General features: G+C 65.7%; 19 protein-coding genes. 9 read left to right on the top strand and 10 right to left on the bottom strand.

Annotation, left to right across the window (positions count from 1 at the left end; translation table 11 throughout):
* Window positions 1–47: 47 nt before the first annotated feature.
* On the bottom strand, window positions 48–1,019 hold the full coding sequence (locus ACPPVW_RS18355; protein ID WP_426624487.1) for a hypothetical protein: 972 nt from the start codon (window positions 1,017–1,019) through the stop codon (window positions 48–50).
* A 101-nt stretch (window positions 1,020–1,120) separates the two neighbouring features.
* Entirely contained in the window at window positions 1,121–1,498 is a 378-nt protein-coding gene (locus ACPPVW_RS18350; RefSeq protein ID WP_426624486.1) for a hypothetical protein, read from the bottom strand.
* Between the two features lie 173 nt (window positions 1,499–1,671).
* Here ACPPVW_RS18350 and ACPPVW_RS18345 point away from each other — a divergent pair, with 173 nt between their 5' ends.
* From ACPPVW_RS18345 to ACPPVW_RS18320, 6 genes are all read left to right on the top strand, one after another.
* Window positions 1,672–2,388 carry a S1 family peptidase gene (locus ACPPVW_RS18345; protein ID WP_426624485.1) on the top strand — a complete coding sequence of 239 codons (717 nt, stop codon included), beginning with the start codon at window positions 1,672–1,674 and terminating at the stop codon, window positions 2,386–2,388.
* Window positions 2,389–2,434: 46 nt separating this feature from the next.
* Window positions 2,435–3,118, top strand: a complete 684-nt coding sequence (locus ACPPVW_RS18340; RefSeq protein WP_426624484.1) for a hypothetical protein — start codon at window positions 2,435–2,437, stop codon at window positions 3,116–3,118.
* A gap of 297 nt (window positions 3,119–3,415) precedes the next feature.
* Window positions 3,416–3,688, top strand: a complete 273-nt coding sequence (locus ACPPVW_RS18335; RefSeq protein WP_426624483.1) for a hypothetical protein — start codon at window positions 3,416–3,418, stop codon at window positions 3,686–3,688.
* A 52-nt stretch (window positions 3,689–3,740) separates the two neighbouring features.
* Window positions 3,741–3,968: a hypothetical protein gene (locus tag ACPPVW_RS18330; protein ID WP_426624447.1), complete on the top strand. Its 228-nt coding sequence runs from the start codon at window positions 3,741–3,743 to the stop codon at window positions 3,966–3,968.
* Window positions 3,969–3,977: 9 nt separating this feature from the next.
* On the top strand, window positions 3,978–4,178 hold the full coding sequence (locus ACPPVW_RS18325; protein WP_426624482.1) for a hypothetical protein: 201 nt from the start codon (window positions 3,978–3,980) through the stop codon (window positions 4,176–4,178).
* A 439-nt stretch (window positions 4,179–4,617) separates the two neighbouring features.
* On the top strand, window positions 4,618–4,749 hold the full coding sequence (locus tag ACPPVW_RS18320; protein ID WP_426624481.1) for a hypothetical protein: 132 nt from the start codon (window positions 4,618–4,620) through the stop codon (window positions 4,747–4,749).
* A 117-nt stretch (window positions 4,750–4,866) separates the two neighbouring features.
* Here ACPPVW_RS18320 and ACPPVW_RS18315 read toward each other — a convergent pair whose 3' ends face one another.
* The 7 genes from ACPPVW_RS18315 to ACPPVW_RS18285 all read right to left on the bottom strand — a co-directional run bounded on the left by ACPPVW_RS18315 (window position 4,867) and on the right by ACPPVW_RS18285 (window position 10,719).
* Complete coding sequence (locus ACPPVW_RS18315) at window positions 4,867–5,028, bottom strand: hypothetical protein (RefSeq protein ID WP_426624480.1); 162 nt, start codon at window positions 5,026–5,028, stop codon at window positions 4,867–4,869.
* A gap of 96 nt (window positions 5,029–5,124) precedes the next feature.
* Window positions 5,125–5,901: a class I SAM-dependent methyltransferase gene (locus ACPPVW_RS18310; protein WP_426624479.1), complete on the bottom strand. Its 777-nt coding sequence runs from the start codon at window positions 5,899–5,901 to the stop codon at window positions 5,125–5,127.
* A complete protein-coding gene (locus ACPPVW_RS18305; RefSeq protein WP_426624478.1) occupies window positions 5,898–6,383 on the bottom strand; it encodes a hypothetical protein in 486 nt (161 codons plus the stop codon). Before ACPPVW_RS18305 ends, ACPPVW_RS18310 begins: the two co-directional genes overlap by 4 nt.
* A gap of 47 nt (window positions 6,384–6,430) precedes the next feature.
* On the bottom strand, window positions 6,431–8,221 hold the full coding sequence (locus ACPPVW_RS18300) for an alpha/beta fold hydrolase (RefSeq protein WP_426624477.1): 1,791 nt from the start codon (window positions 8,219–8,221) through the stop codon (window positions 6,431–6,433).
* Between the two features lie 208 nt (window positions 8,222–8,429).
* Entirely contained in the window at window positions 8,430–8,603 is a 174-nt protein-coding gene (locus ACPPVW_RS18295) for a hypothetical protein (protein WP_426624476.1), read from the bottom strand.
* Window positions 8,588–9,820: an ABC transporter permease gene (locus ACPPVW_RS18290; RefSeq protein WP_426624475.1), complete on the bottom strand. Its 1,233-nt coding sequence runs from the start codon at window positions 9,818–9,820 to the stop codon at window positions 8,588–8,590. The genes ACPPVW_RS18295 and ACPPVW_RS18290 overlap by 16 nt, the downstream gene beginning before the upstream one ends.
* Entirely contained in the window at window positions 9,817–10,719 is a 903-nt protein-coding gene (locus tag ACPPVW_RS18285; RefSeq protein WP_426624474.1) for an ABC transporter ATP-binding protein, read from the bottom strand. The genes ACPPVW_RS18290 and ACPPVW_RS18285 overlap by 4 nt, the downstream gene beginning before the upstream one ends.
* A 398-nt stretch (window positions 10,720–11,117) precedes the next feature.
* Here ACPPVW_RS18285 and ACPPVW_RS18280 point away from each other — a divergent pair, with 398 nt between their 5' ends.
* Entirely contained in the window at window positions 11,118–11,306 is a 189-nt protein-coding gene (locus ACPPVW_RS18280; protein WP_426624473.1) for a hypothetical protein, read from the top strand.
* Here ACPPVW_RS18280 and ACPPVW_RS18275 read toward each other — a convergent pair.
* Window positions 11,296–12,732 carry a phytoene desaturase family protein gene (locus ACPPVW_RS18275; RefSeq protein WP_426624472.1) on the bottom strand — a complete coding sequence of 479 codons (1,437 nt, stop codon included), beginning with the start codon at window positions 12,730–12,732 and terminating at the stop codon, window positions 11,296–11,298. The genes ACPPVW_RS18280 and ACPPVW_RS18275 overlap by 11 nt on opposite strands.
* A gap of 619 nt (window positions 12,733–13,351) precedes the next feature.
* Between ACPPVW_RS18275 and ACPPVW_RS18270 the strand changes: the two genes are divergently transcribed.
* Entirely contained in the window at window positions 13,352–14,020 is a 669-nt protein-coding gene (locus ACPPVW_RS18270) for a hypothetical protein (protein WP_426624471.1), read from the top strand.
* A gap of 297 nt (window positions 14,021–14,317) precedes the next feature.
* The gene (locus ACPPVW_RS18265; RefSeq protein WP_426624448.1) at window positions 14,318–14,590 is read left to right on the top strand and encodes a hypothetical protein; all 273 of its coding nucleotides are present in this window, start codon (window positions 14,318–14,320) and stop codon (window positions 14,588–14,590) included.
* Window positions 14,591–14,673 lie beyond the last annotated feature (83 nt).

Genomic DNA, 14,673 nt, shown 5'->3' with positions numbered 1-14,673 from the left:
AAACATGGTCACATATCGCCACGAAAGCGTCAAGTCATTTCGCGGTTTTACCAGGCAGGAGCGGATGACCGCTCAGGCCGGGTCGTCGCGCTGGGCACCCGGGGCTCTGCCGAACTCCCATCTTCAGCTTGGGCCGCATATCCCGGGGGGAGAGGAAATCCGGGCCCCGGAAACCACTCGATCTCCGCAATGCTTCCGCGCCTCGCGAGTAGTTTCAATGCCGCAATGTGAGCTGAAATGGCGGCGTCTACCGCCATCACGACTGAGGGGAGGTTGGCGGTAAAGCGGGCTGCGAGCCCGTCACCCGCTGCAAGTCGTTCGATATCTGAGGCAGCGACACTTCTCTTTACGGAAGGATGCGTAAGACCGCTGATGTAGCACCAAATCCCTTGCGTATGGATGCCGCTTCTTCCCATAGTTTCGCCAGAATCCCGGACAATCGGACCGAAGCCCGGAAGGCCTGGATTGATGCCCTCCATCGGGACGCCCGCGGACGCCGCATACTCTCTGATGCGTCGTTTCTGCTTGCGCGACTCAGCACTGTTTTCGCGTCTCTGCTTTTGCTTCGCGGCAAGTTCCGATTTCGTATCGGTCGGTTCTGCCTCTGTCAGCACGGTCACTAGGTGGTCGTCATGGTGGATTTCGTCGATGCGGGCGCTCAACGACCTCCAAACGCGCTCTTCACGGACATCGGGTGCTAAGAGCCACACAGCGAGCGATGCGGATTCAATCGATGTACGCAACACGGGGTACTGCCCCATTACTGGCACACGCAGACCGCCCGTGCTCGAGTCCGTGAGAATCAGGTGAACAGTTTGCAGTGCATCGATCGAGACCGAGAGGCAATGTCCGACAAGATGGCTGGTCGGGTGGCCGCCAAGAAGCGAGTCGTCGGTGGCGAGTTCTGAGCCTGCCACGACCAGGTCGTGCCGTCCCACTCCCGCATGTCTTGTGATCGAGTCGATGAGCAGCAATTGATATTGCAACGTCTCTTCGGCCGCGCGCTCATCCTTCGTCACAGGCGGAAATGTAGCAGTCGGATGTCCGTTTGAGCGCTACCGCACGCCACTCCTTGCCGACAGTTGCGCTATCGAGCCATAGGGGGAGCACCACGACGTCGTCAATCGCGCCAGCTGAGCCCGTGTAGCGCCATGGCGCAGTGTAGATCGGGATCTTCGACGTCGACCAGGCGGGCTTCGCCCCGGTCCAGGTGCACACTGGAGGGCTCGTCGCCTGGGCGTTCGAACACGCCCCACATGGTCAGGGCGTCGCCGTGACGTGAGGCGAATCGCACGCCGTCGACGACGGACGCCCCGCCATCGGAGGTGAGAGCGTAAAGGTGCGTCGCGACCCGCTGGGTGAGCTCGCGAGGATCTGCGCTCTTCAGCGCAGACGCGTCGAAGTCGGCGTACCCGAGCCGGAGCGCGAGGCGCAGAAACTGCGGGCGCAGCGCCGCGATTGTCTCGGCCGCCCGAACATCGGCGTACGGGCCGTCCACAGCGTCGCGCCAGGGTTGTGCCTCGAGGTGTGTCCAACGAAAGAACAGGATCGCGTCAGAGCCGCGTGGCGATGACGATGTCGTTTGCACAGCGACGCGGCGTGCCCTTCCGAGCAGGCGTGCAGCGCGTAAGCCGAGGGGGCAAGATATTACCGATGTCCCATTACATGAATATGAGCACCGGCTTCGTTGCCGCGCTCGGCACAGATAGATCCTCACTTCTGGGCTCGTGTGCCATCTTCCAGCAACGCCACATCCTGCTGACAGCGGCTCACTGCATACCCGATGACACGGCACTAGAGCTGGTGGCCGTTCTACCGGGCGATGTCGGCGCTCGACGTATTCGTGAGGTCGTGCTGCATCCCGCAGCGGATTTGGCCGTTGCATTCCTTGAGCCCCAGGACCCGGAGCCGCTCGCTCCACAAGTATTCACGGATGTCGACTCGACGCTCACGGAGGGTGGTGACTTTTATGCGTTCGGCTATCCCGTAGAAGGAACGGGCAAGCCGGTCGGGCGATTCTTCAAGGGTCATTTCCAGCGTTACTTCGAGTATGAAGATTCCTCCGGACGAAACTACTTTGCCGGAGAACTCAGTATTCCGGCGCCTGGTGGGCTGAGCGGGGGACCGGTTTCTGCTGCGCACAGTCCTAACCGCCTCGCCGCAATCGTTACGGCGAACGTCGAGTCTTACGTGATCGTTGATTCGGTGAGCGAGGTGGACGACGACGGCAAACAATACCGCGAGGAGAGCCGGCGTGTAATCAGCTACGGAATCGCGGCCATGTTGACCGGCCACGGTCCATGGATTCGGTCCGTGATTGACACGGAGGTGGCGGCGGGGGACGGCGGCGGGTTTCCTCTCAGGCGAGAGGTCCCGCTGCCATCCTAATTCGTAGTCGGTCGCATGGCATCGGTGTCCTGACACCGACGATCCTGTGGGCCAGGCGACCGCGGCCGACGCGGGGGAGCGGGTGCTCGAGCTGCAGGCGCGGATTCGCGCCATGCAGGGTTCGCGCCTCGAGGAGCGCCGGCTACCGGCACAGGACGCGATCGCGGAGCTGCTGCCAGGTGGCGCGCTGATGACCGGCGCCGCCTACACGGTGAGCGGGTCGATGACGCTGCTGCAGGGGATGCTCGCTGGCGTCTCGGCCGCCGGCGGTTGGTGCGCCGTGGTCGGCATGCCCGACTTCGGTGTCGAAGCAGCGGCCGCGGCCGGCGTCGACCTGGACCGGCTCGTACTCGTCCCACATCCCGGCAAGCAGTGGTGGCCGGCGCTCTCCACCCTGGTAGAGATCACGACCGCCGTCGCCGTGCGCCCAAGCTCGCGTCCGGCATCCGGAGATCTCGCCCGGCTGACCGGGAAACTGCGCCAGCACGAGAGCGTGCTCCTGGTCGACGGGATGTGGCCGGGCGCCCGCACCAGCCTCACTGGCGCCGGCGGCACTGTGGCCGGGATCGGCGCCGGACACGGGCTCCTCACGAGCCACCAGCTCGCCGTGGACGTGACCGACCGGACCGGGCGGATCCACCGCCGGCACGTCGACGTCGACGAGCGCGGGATGCTCGCGCCGGGATCCCGCGAGCGACCCGCGCTCGTCCGCCAGCTGCACACCGGATGACCCGCAGACTGGACTCACCCTTCACAGCAGCTTCACCCGGCTCAGCCGTCCTCCGCACCACCTCGTCGACAGCGAGCTCGCCCCGATCACCCCAGCCGCCACCGCTTGCACCCCGAGGCCGCGACCTGCCCAGCTCCTCGTCCCGTGGTGCGCTTGCGCGCCGCGGCCCGCGGGGTGCGGGGGAACGTCCCCCGCGACACGCCGCAGGCGGCTCAGACCCACCCGCGACGATCGCGAGATATCCACAGCGGCGTTCATGCTCTGGCCCCGCCACGCCGACCGTGCCCAGGATGGGGGATGCTTCAGGACTCGCAGAATCTTCCGACCCGGATCCACGCGACGCCAGCCGGCGCCGATGGGCTGAGCTTTCACGTGCCGTTCGGTCGCCTCCCGGATCTTCTCACCGAACTCGCCGACGTCGACACCGACTTGGGGAGCGCGCTCCCAGACACGCTGCGCGAGCTCGCTTCGTCGGTGACGTTCGCGGCGTTGGCGATGCCCAAGCTTCGGGAATCGGCGACCGGCGCGATCGCCTACGAGCTCGACGAGCTGTTGAAGTACGCGCCGTGAAGCGCCAGCTGGAGTTCCGTGTCGCGGACTTCGGCAGCGTAGCCTGGGCGGCGTGGCAGGGATCGAAGATCTGTTTCAGAGCCTGCCCGCGCGGCTGCTCTACCCGGCTCGGACCATCGAGCACTCGGTCCCCGCGCTTGGCGGCCGGCCGCCGGCGGAATTCGACCTTCCGACCACGGACGGCCGCTGTGAACGGTTCCGGCTACGCGGCTGGGACGGTGACGTGGTCGAGTACGAGCTCGTCAACGAGCCGGGGGAGGATGACGGTGGCGCGCCGTAGCCTGGGGCCATGCGGATCCGCGGCGTCATCCAGTCCACCAAGGTCACGGAGCTGACCGCGTCGGCCGACGACGTCCAGACCGCGCGCGAGGCGATCGAGGCGCAAGTGCCCGACGGGGTACGACCTGCTCCAGGTGCACAACACGATGGCGCCCGGCGGTACCGTCGTCGCCACCGCCCACGTTCGTCCATCGGAGACACAGGAGCTTGAGGCTGAGGGGACCGACTACGTCGCCGTCCCACGTGCGCGACCTCACACTCCGAACCTTGGTCCGTGCGGTCGCTTGCGGGCGCGCGGTGCGGGGGAACTCCCCCGTGAGACGCCGCAGGCGGCTCCCACGGATGCGCAAGTCGTGAGATATCCACTGCAGCGTCCACGCTCCTGTGCCTACGGCCGACGCCGGACTGGCGCACGATGGGGATGCTTCAGGACTCCCAGAATTCGCCCGTTCGAATCCACGCGACGTCGACCATCGACGCCGGCGACAGCGCCGGATGGCACGATCGTGACGACGGAGGAGCAGCGTGCCTGCTGGATCGCCGGGCTGGACCCACGGACCGGGCGGCCCCGCGAGCTGACGCCCGCCAGCTGATGGACGCGGCCACTGCGCGCCCGACCCGGGCGGTCCTCGCCGATCCCAGCGACGACCGTGCTGGACCTGCAGGCGCGGATCCGCGCCATGCAGGGCACCGACCTGGGAGAGAAACGGCTGCCAATGCATCCGGCGACCGCCGACCTCCTGCCGGAGGCGCGACTGGCGAGCGCCACCGCTGCCATCTGAGCAGCGGTGCCAAGCAGCCGGCGCGCCCATCCGCGAAGCAGGACGAGCGCGCCGGTGGTTTGATGCGGTCGAGCACGATCTCGTCGTCGTGTAAGAGCGGCCGCACCGGGTGCTCGGCTACCAGCCGTAGGCCCAGCCGAATCCGCTGACGACGGTGGCCACTCCGACCATGGCCGCGACGGCGAGTGGTGTTGCCGTCACGGGGGTGGTGAGGCTGGTTGAGAGGCGTGCCTCTTGCATGGGGCCGTGGTTGCGTGCGTTGAGGGTGGTGGTGTTCATTTGCTTTTCCTTTCGATAACCGCGTACCCGGGCGAGCAGCGGGGCTCATTTTCGGTGGAGGTGGTGGGGCAGCTTTCGTTTGGGCATTGGGTGTGGTCAGAGGGGTTTGCGGTATTCGGCGGTGACGGTGCCGGCGGTGGGTTGGATCGGCGATCCGGTGAGCCCGGCGGTGTGACCGGACGGGATAAGTCCCGCGTCGATTGCGTACGTGTCGAGTTCGGCGAGAGTGGTGACGCGGCTTGTTTCGCTGACGAATTTGGTTGACCCGTTGTCGATCCAACAGTGGTCGATGTTCCAGGCGCTCCCGTCGAGGTCGGAGAAGCTAACCAGGGCGCGTTGTCCGCCGGGGTAGGGGACGGCGTAGGTGATGGTGCGGTGGGGGCCGTGGATTGCGTGTACGAAGTCTGAGTTGTGTGTCTCAACGATGAGGGTGCCGCCTGGTGCAAGAGCCTGGGAGGCATTGGCGAAGACGGCGGACTGTTGGTTCGGGTTGGTGATCATCGAAATGGTCGCGCACACGCACAGGATGCTGTCGTAGTCGGTGCCGTAGTCGGCATCTACAATGTCGCCGCGTGTGGCGTTAATGCGACCTTCGGTGTCGGCGGCTTCGAGTTGTTCGAGCATCTCGGCACTGATGTCGATGCCCCGATAGTCGACGCTCACACCCTGTCCAGCTAGGTGGTTGAGGAGAGGGAACGCGACACGGCCGGTTCCGACGCCGAGTTCGAGGACGCGGGAACCGGACTTGATGTGTCTGGATAGCCAGGCGAGTTCCTCGGGGCCTATCGCTTCACGGGGGAAGATCGTGTCGTAGATGTCGGCGAAGTCGCGGCCGTAGGTGGTGTAGGCGGACACGGTGGTGGCGTTGTTCATGAGTGCTCCATCGGAATATAAGGGGAGGTGAGGAGTTCTTCTGGCTCGGTGGTTTCGTCGTAGCCGGTGCTGGTGGCGAGCATGAATTGGTAGCCGGCGACCGGGTGGGGAGTGTTGTCGGTGATGCGACGCAGCACGAAGGCGGAGACCGCACGGTATGCGGGGCAGGTGAGGACTCTCTTCTCACCGAGGGGGACGACAGCCATCAGCTCGGCGGCTGCGTCGAAGATTCCTTTGTCGATGCGGCGGTCCGGGAACCAGACAAAGTGACGGAGCCGGCGTGGGGTGGTTTCGTGGGTTTCTTCCCAGTCGGACTCCTCGCCGTTGACGCTGAGAGTTCGGTGCAGGATGTGGAAGTCGTTCTGCGCAGGTTCCGGTGCGAAGAAGCGCCAGTTGGGTAGCCAGAAGCCGATTTTGTCTCGGCTGCGGAGCCTGTCGAAAACGCGGTTCGGGTGCTGGGAGAAGAATGTGGTGAGGAGCATGGCGGTCGCAGCGGAGGCAACGGCTGCTTCGGCCAGGCCGGGTCGTCTCATCGTGCGGCCTGCGTTTCGGTTATGAACGCGGCGATCGCCTGGCTGGTGCTGGCGGCGTGCGCCTGGTTCGTGAGGATGGAGTCATGGTCGGCGCCGAGGATTACGACTCGGTTGGCCTTCCCGTTGTGGCTGCTGGCGAGGTCGCCGTGGAGGAAGTCTTGGGCGGTGTCGGCACGCAAGGTCTGCTCGGCCGTAACGACGAGAGCGGGAAGATCGATGGTCTCGAGGGGTGCAGTATGGCGGCGGCTGAATCGGCGGCGTGCGTCTTTCCACTCGAGGGTTCCCGCACGCCAGAGTCGGGAGTCCCGGTATTGGTCCAAACAGTCCTGGCGGGCCTGCTTGGGCAACGCGTGGACCCAGTGAGGTTTCGGAAGGAGCCAGCCCAAGCCGATGCCGAGGCTGGAGGGGATAAGGGCAAGAGCGCTGCTGAGCCCGTCGGCGCCTTTGCGCTGCCCGGTAGAGATGACCAGCTGGCCCGGGTGGGAAGAGTCGAGGTAGATGACACCAGCGATCGCACGGGTGCTGATCTGGGCTGCGCGTCGAGCGACAAGGCCGCCAAGGGAGTGACCTCCAACGAAGACCTGACTGGTCGTATCGGGGAGCGAGTCGATGAGGTCCGTGAGGTCCTCGGCGCTGTCGTCTGTGCTGTATCCGCCAGCGGCGTTGACGCTGGGGCCGTAGCCGGCCCGCCAGTAGGTGATGACGTCGGTTCCCTCGGGCAGTTCGTTGATGATCCAGGCGAAGTGCTGCGGGGTGGCGAGCATGCCGTGCTCGAGGATCAAGACTGCGCTGGGACGGGGTGAGCGCTTCCACTGATAGTGGAGGGTGTTGCCGCTTGAGCAGTTGATCGTATGGATGTCCAGGCGCTGCCTGCGGACCCGACGCCGGCGTGTGGCTGCGGCGATGGCTCCGCCGATAAGTGTTGAGGTGATGGAGGCGGCGGTGATCGCGGGCACGAGCTTCGATTTCTCGCGAGTGTTGGTGGTGTAGGCGATCGCCGGCAGCATGGACCCAAACGCGGTGAAGAACCGGCCAAGGCCCATCGATCCGGCGATCGTGGCGTGGAAGCCGATCGCTGCGGCAATGAAGGGGCGGGTGAGGTGGCCCTTGGCTGCGAAGACCAGCGGGAAGAGTGCCTCGAAGGCGAGCATGCCGTGTGCGCTGACCGCGGCAAGTCGTGGACGGTCTTTGAAGAACGCCCACAGGTGCTTGTTGCCATAGGAGCGGGTTCGCATGACGCCGGGGACCGCCCGGCCGGTTCGCCAGGATGCCCCGAAGAGCTTCACCCATCCGGATATGGCGTAGGCGAGCGCTGACTGGATGCCGACGTACCAGATCGCGGCGTCTTGGGCGCCGGGGGTGGGGACGGCGCGGGCGACGAACGTTGCGGCTGAGGCTTGGAAGCTCACCTGGTCAGAGCCGTCGCTACCGTAGTTCCCGCGTGGGTAAAGTGCGGCCGCGGTGGCGACGAGGTAACCGTTGGCGAGCGCGCGAAGTTTGGGGCCGCTGGGCGCCAGCAGTGTGACTGAGGCGAGAATCCGGCCCGCGTGCAGGGCCTTCGCCACTTGTGGGCGTGAGGCGGCTGCCAGGATGCGCCGCTGCCACGGGCGCAGGTGCGCGTATCGTTCGTGCACGATTTCCCAGTCCCCGAGGGAGCCCGGCTCGAACTCCCGGCGGCGGGCGAGGTACTCGGCTGCGGAGACCAGATGGGTCGTCGCGCTGAGACGTTCGATAGAACGAAGGGTGCCTTCGCGGTCGATGTCTATCGGCGCGAAGACACCCTTCAAGGCGTCAGCCTCGCGCACTGGCCTGACCGACGGCAAAGCCAGCAGCGAATGCTCCGACAAGTGCGGAGGTCGCAGCGATGACTGGGGTGGCGGTGACTGGGGTGATCTCGGGACTGATGTGCAACGCTGCGTGCTGCATCGGTACAGTCAGCTCGGTGCCCTGGATTCTTGTTGCGACCGACATGATGTGTCTCCTAAAACGATTTGTTTACTTGACGGCGGCGCCGATGAGGACGCCGATGCCGAACGCGGCGGCGACAGCGGCAGCGCCAAGCAAGGCCGGGGTGGCCGTGACAGGAATGGTGTGGCTGTCGGCCTGCAGAGTTGCTTCCTTCATCGGAACTCTCGGGCGGCTGTTCAGTGCGGTCACTGTGGCGGGCATGCGTATTCCTTTCGTTGGGTGACACGGTGGGAGGTGAAGTCAGCCAGGCGAAGCCTTTGGTCGTACTGGATGACGCCACGCTGGAAAGCGGAGACCGCGAGGCGGAGGATCAGTGCTCCGATCACGAACAGGCCAACAGCGATGAGGGCGCCTATCCACGGTTCGAGAGCGCCAGTCGCGTTCAGGATCAGGGCGGTCATCGGGGCGGTGAACGGGAAATAGGTGAGGACCTGAACGACCGGGCTAGTCGGGTTGATCAACACGGTCGAGATGAAGTAGATCGGGGCGATCGTGACGATCACGACAGCGCTGAAGAACGGTGCGGCTTCTTTCGCGGAAGGCATTGCCGCACCGATAAGGACCAGGAGAGCGGTCAGTGTCAGCAATCCACCTAGCAGGAGCAGCAGGCCGAGGCCGACGCGCAACGGATCGAGAATGATGGCCTCGACTCCGAGCCCATCAAGGTTCAGTCCGGGAGCGGCGATGTTGTAGATCAGTGCGCTGGCGATGATGACGATGACGATCTGGACCAGGCCGATGAGAGCAAGGGCCAGGATTTTGCCATGAATGAGAGCACGCGCCGGCAACGAGACCAGCAACATCTCGCTGATCCGGTTCTCCTTCTCCTCGACGGTGGAGTTGAGCATCTGGTTGCCCAGCAGCGAGACGATGACCAGCAGAAGCAGAACCAGCGCACCCGGCACGATCATCGCGCCAAGACCGTCGGCGGGCTGACCATCCGTGTATGTACGCACCGTCGTCTGTAGGTTCGCGCGAACCAAAGCCACCGTGCTTTCGGAGCCCAGTCGGGCATCCACGCTGGTGTTGAACAGGTTCTGCGCAAGCCGGGAGTAGGAAGAATTATCGATCAGGCCGCGGTCGGACGCGATGATCGTCACCGCTCCGGTGGTCGGGTCAGCCGGGAATGCAAGGTAGGCGGTGAGTTCGCCGGATTTCGCACGCGCTTCAGCGTCGGCTCCGGCCGGTTTGCCGCCCAACGCGGCCGCCGCAGTTTCGGAGATGACACCGGACTGGTCGGTGTACTCGAACGTGATCGGGTCTGAAGCTGTCGGCTTGGTGCTGCCCGCCCACGCCATGACCAAGATCACCCCGGCCATCAAGGCAGGAAGCAACAGCGCGGCGACCCAGAACTGCGGTCGACGGATGGTGCGGGTGAACTCAAAACGGGTGACCACGCCGACCTGGTTGACGCTCATGCGTAGACCTCCTGCTGCTCGCCGTAGATTCGGACAAAGACCTGATCCAAGGACACCGGGCTGGACTGGAACGAGACCGGCCGCGCGCCGCCATCAACCAGGACAGCAAGAATGTCCTCGTCGCTGACCTGCTCACTCGGGGACAGCTGCACCGTGTCACCGTCGCGATCCGCGACGGTGTACAGCGGTGATATCGGCAGTTCGCCAAGAAGTCGTGCCGCGATGCGGCGGGTACCATGCGCGTCCTGGATCTCCCGGATCGTCCCGTACGCCGCCGCGCGCCCATCGCGCAACAACAACGCCCGATCGCAAAGCCGCTCAACCTCGTCCATGTTGTGAGTGACCAGGATCACCGTGGCGCCGGCGACCTTCCGCTCGGCGATCAAGTCCATCAGCAGCTGTCGGTTGACTGGATCCAACCCTTTCGCCGGCTCATCCAGAACCAGAAGGCCCGGGTCACCCATGATCGCAACACCCAACTGCACCTTCTGCTGCTGGCCGCCGGAAAGCTTTCCCAGTCGAAGCCGAGCCTTGTCCGCCAGACCAACCCGCTCCAAATACGACAGCGACCATTCGCGTGCCTGGCGGCGAGGAATGCCCTTGATCTGCGCGAAATAGATCATCACGTCCAGCACAGTGTCCTTGCGATACAGGCCCCGCTCTTCAGGCAGATAGCCCACAGCCGCGCCAATACCGGGTCGAAACGGCTCCCCGTCGATCAGCAGTTGCCCACCAGTGGGTTGCGTCATCCCCAGAAGGGCCCGCAGCGTCGTTGTCTTACCAGATCCGTTACTGCCAAGGAACCCAAATGTCTCCCCAGCCACAACCGAGAACGAGAGGTCCTCGATGATGACCCGGCTCCCGAACTGCATCCGGAACTCTCGGACGTCGACTCGCATGTCTTCCCCTGACATTCCACATTTACCCTTTATCGACGGTACCAAGGGGCAGAATGGATTGTCCAGGGTCTTCAAGAAATAGAATGCAGCCTCCACGCGATCGGCACGGCGTAAAGCGGCTGTCCGTGTGCGTCGGTTCGGGAGAAGAGCCAACGAAGCCGGCGAGCTTCTCTGCGAAACCTCTGGCACGGTCGCCCCGGACATCGGCGCCTGGGATATCGAACCGTTCCCGGCGCGATCGTTCATCACGTCGACCGGGTTGAGCTGCGAGAACCGAAGTGCCGGGTCGATCCGCTCGATTCGCCAGAGCGGGACGGCACGTCGAGGAGGGCGGGGCTCAGCCGACATTGACGAACGCGCACGCGGCGGCCATGACGTCGCGGAGGCGTCTCTCGGCAATGATCTCGGCTGGTGCCGACGTCTTCCAACTGCGAGTTCTTCCCGATGAACCACGCCCGCACGACCTCGTCCGGATCGACCTCGGCAAGGAGCTCGACCACCTGGGGGAGGTGTCGCGCAGGCAGCCGTTGTTCATCCGCCTCAGCCCGTCGCTGCGATCCGGCCGCAACGGGCGGCTCAGATGGTAGACGTCGGCCGCAAGTTCGGGGCCGGGAGGTTGTAGTGAGTGCGGAGGGCGTCGAGAGCGGCGAGGTAACCCGGCATTCCGTGCACGCCCGGGCCTGGGGCGACCGCGCTCGAGCAGTGATACACCGAGCGGAACCTCGTGCGCCACGGCGCCGGATGGAATGTGGGCCGTCTCGCGAAATCGAGTCCGCGCGTCGTCCCGCCGAGGATGTCGCCGCCGACCAGGCTGCGGTTGAGAGCCTGAAGAGCACCGGGAGGGGTGACGGTGATACCCACGATGGTTTGACGTGCGTCGGGCGCGACCGCCTCGATTTGCGTGAGGATGGCCTCTGTCATGTCGACCGGGCAGCCGGGTGGCACCCTCGTGTAGGCCCATGCGGTGTGATAGCCCTGCCCACGTTCTGGGTCGACGACGGTGGGTTGGGTGAGCATGACGAACGGGTTCGCCGGCACGCGGCCACTCGCAACCTCGTGTTCGGAGTGTCGCACCTCCTGCGCGCTTCCGCCCAGATGCACGGTGGGCGCGAGGCGCACCTGGGGGTTCGCCCACGGAATCGGCTCGGACAGCAGCAGGTCGACTTTGAATACGCCGGGTCCCTGAGGGAGAGTCCGCGGCGGGCGCGCTGGATGGCCGGCCCGGGAAGCTAGGATCCGTCGGGCGTCGATTCCGGATGTTGCCAGGAGAACGATGTCGGCCGGTGGTATGTCTTCCCACTGCTCGATCGGCTGTCCCAAGTGCAGGATCCCACCGTGGGCCGTGAGGTCCTCGACAAGGGCGTCCGCGAGGCGCTGCGCACCGCCTGCCGGCAGCGGCCATCCGGTGCTGTGAGCCAGGGCTCCCAAGACCACTCCCACGCTGGCCGAGCTAAGCCCGCCGCTGGGAGCTCCCGAGTGAGCCGCCAAGCCCGAGAACAGGGCATCAGCGAGCCCGTTTCTACCGCGTAGGTCACCCAGCATTGCATGCGCGATTCCTGGGGTAAGAGCAAGTGGGCCACGAGGATCGAGGATGCTGCGGAGGACTGGTCGGGTAGCGGTCGTCGCGACGGAACCCACGTTCTCGGTTGCGCGAGCGAACGTGCGTTGCCAGGCACGGCCATGAGGGCCGAGCTCGTCAATCGTGCGGCGGATATCCCGGTAAGCGATCGCCGCCTGCCCGTCCTCGAGTGGGTGCGCATACGAGATCTCCGGGGTCACGTACGAGAGTCGCTCCATCGCTGCCCAACCCGTGAAGAACGGAGACGCGCCAACGAATGGGTGAATCGCGGATCCCAGGTCGATCGTCGCCGACGTATCTCCGAAGGTCGTTGAGCGAAGCGCGCCGCCGTAGTGATCGCTCGCCTCAAGTACGGTCACCGGCACGCCAGCACGAGCCAGCGTCACCGCAGCAGCGAGCCCGTTTGGGCCACTTCCCACTACAACTGCGCTCATTCGCGGTGAGTCTACCGTGCGTATCCGGGCGGCAGGTCGCACTACGGTTCGGGACTTGACCGCGGAAAGGTGTTCTCCGGCCCGTTGCCCACTTCGATCTGCTCCTACCGCACCACCCCGACAACGCGACCTTCCGACGCCGCCATGTGATGACCGCTTCCTACTTGTGACCTCCTTCGGAACCTTGGTCCGTGAGGCCACTTGCGGACGCGCGGCACGCGGGGTGCGGGGGAACGTCCCCTGCGAGACGCCGCAGGCGGCTCCGGCGGATGCCCAAAGTCGTGAGATATCCACAGCAGCGTTCTCGCTCTGCCGCCAGCGGTCACGACCCACAATCTCTAGCTCACGAGCCACTCGCTTCGCGGCTTCAACCTGACCATGTTGGTCCAACCCATCCGCACTTGTCACGAATCAGCCCCCTGAGCCGGTCGAGCCAGCGGCTGAGATGGCCCTGAGGTCGGCCACGGTCCATGGATTCGGTCCGTGATTGACACGGAGGTGGCGGCGGGGGACGGCGGCGGGTTTCCTCTCAGGCGAGAGGTCCCGCTGCCATCCTAATTCGTAGTCAGTCGCATGGCATCGGTGTCCTGACACCGACGATCCTGTGGGCTAGGCGGCCGTGGCAGACGCGGGGGAGCGGGTGCTCGAGCTGCAGGAGCGGATTCGCGCCATGCAGGGCTCTCGCCTCGAGGAGCGCCGGCTACCGGCACAGGACGCGATCGCGGAGCTGCTGCCAGATGGGGCGCTGATGACCGGCGCCGCCTACACGGTGAGCGGGTCAATGACGCTGCTGCAGGGGATGCTCGCTGGCGTCTCGGCCGCCGGCGGTTGGTGCGCCGTGGTCGGCATGCCCGACTTCGGTGTCGAAGCTGCGGCCGCGGCCGGCGTCGACCTGGATCGGCTCGTGCTCGTCCCACATCCCGGCAAGCAGTGGTGGCCGGCGCTCTCCACCCTGGTAGAGATCACGACCGCCGTCGCCGTGCGCCCAAGCTCACGTCCAGCATCCGGAGATCTCGCCCTGCTGACCGGGAAACTGCGCCAGCACGAGAGCGTACTCCTGGTCGACGGGATGTGGCCGGGCGCACGCGCCAGCCTCACTGGCGCCGGCGGCACTGTGGCCGGGATCGGCACCGGACACGGGCTCCTCACGAGCCACCAGCTCGCCGTGGACGTGACCGACCGGACCGGGCGGATCCACCGCCGGCACGTCGACGTCGACGAGCGCGGGATGCTCGCGCCGGAATCCCGCGAGCGACCCGCGCTCGTCCGCCAGCTGCACACCGGATGACCCCCAAACTGGACCCACCCTTCACAGCAGCTTCACCCGGCTCAGCCGTCCTCCGCACCACCTCGTCGACAGCGAGCTCGCCCCGATCACCCCAGCCGCCACCGCTTGCACCTCGAGGCCGCGACCTGCCCTGCTCCTCGTCCCGTGGTGCGCTTGCGCGCCGCGGCCCGCGGGGTGCGGGGGAACGTCCCCCGCGAGACGCCGCAGGCGGCTCAGACCCACCCGCGACGATCGCGAGATATCCACAGCGGCGTTCATGCTCTGGTCCGGCCACGCCGACCGTGCCCAGGATGGGGGATGCTTCAGGACTCGCAGAATCTTCCGACCCGGATCCACGCGACACCGGCCGACGCCGATGGGCTGAGCTTTCACGTGCCGTTCGGTCGGCTCCCGGAACTTCTCACCGAACTCGCCGACGTCGACACCGACTTGGGGAGCGCACTCCCGGACACGCTCCGCGAGCTCGCCTCGTCGGTGACGTTCGCGGCGTTGGCGATGCCCAAGCTTCGGGAATCGGCGACCGGCGCGATCGCCTACCAGCTCGACGAGCTGTTGAAGTACGCGCCGTGAAGCGCCAGCTGGCGGTCCGCGCGTTCCGTGCCGCGGATTTCGGCAGCGTAGCCTGGCGGCGTACACGACTCGATGGCGAACGA

The sequence above is a fragment of the Leifsonia sp. McL0607 genome (genome assembly GCF_049993355.1).
Taxonomy (GTDB): Bacteria; Actinomycetota; Actinomycetes; order Actinomycetales; family Microbacteriaceae; genus Leifsonia.
The sequence above is the reverse complement of the archived record's forward strand: the minus strand, read 5'-3'. Positions and strand labels throughout refer to the sequence as shown.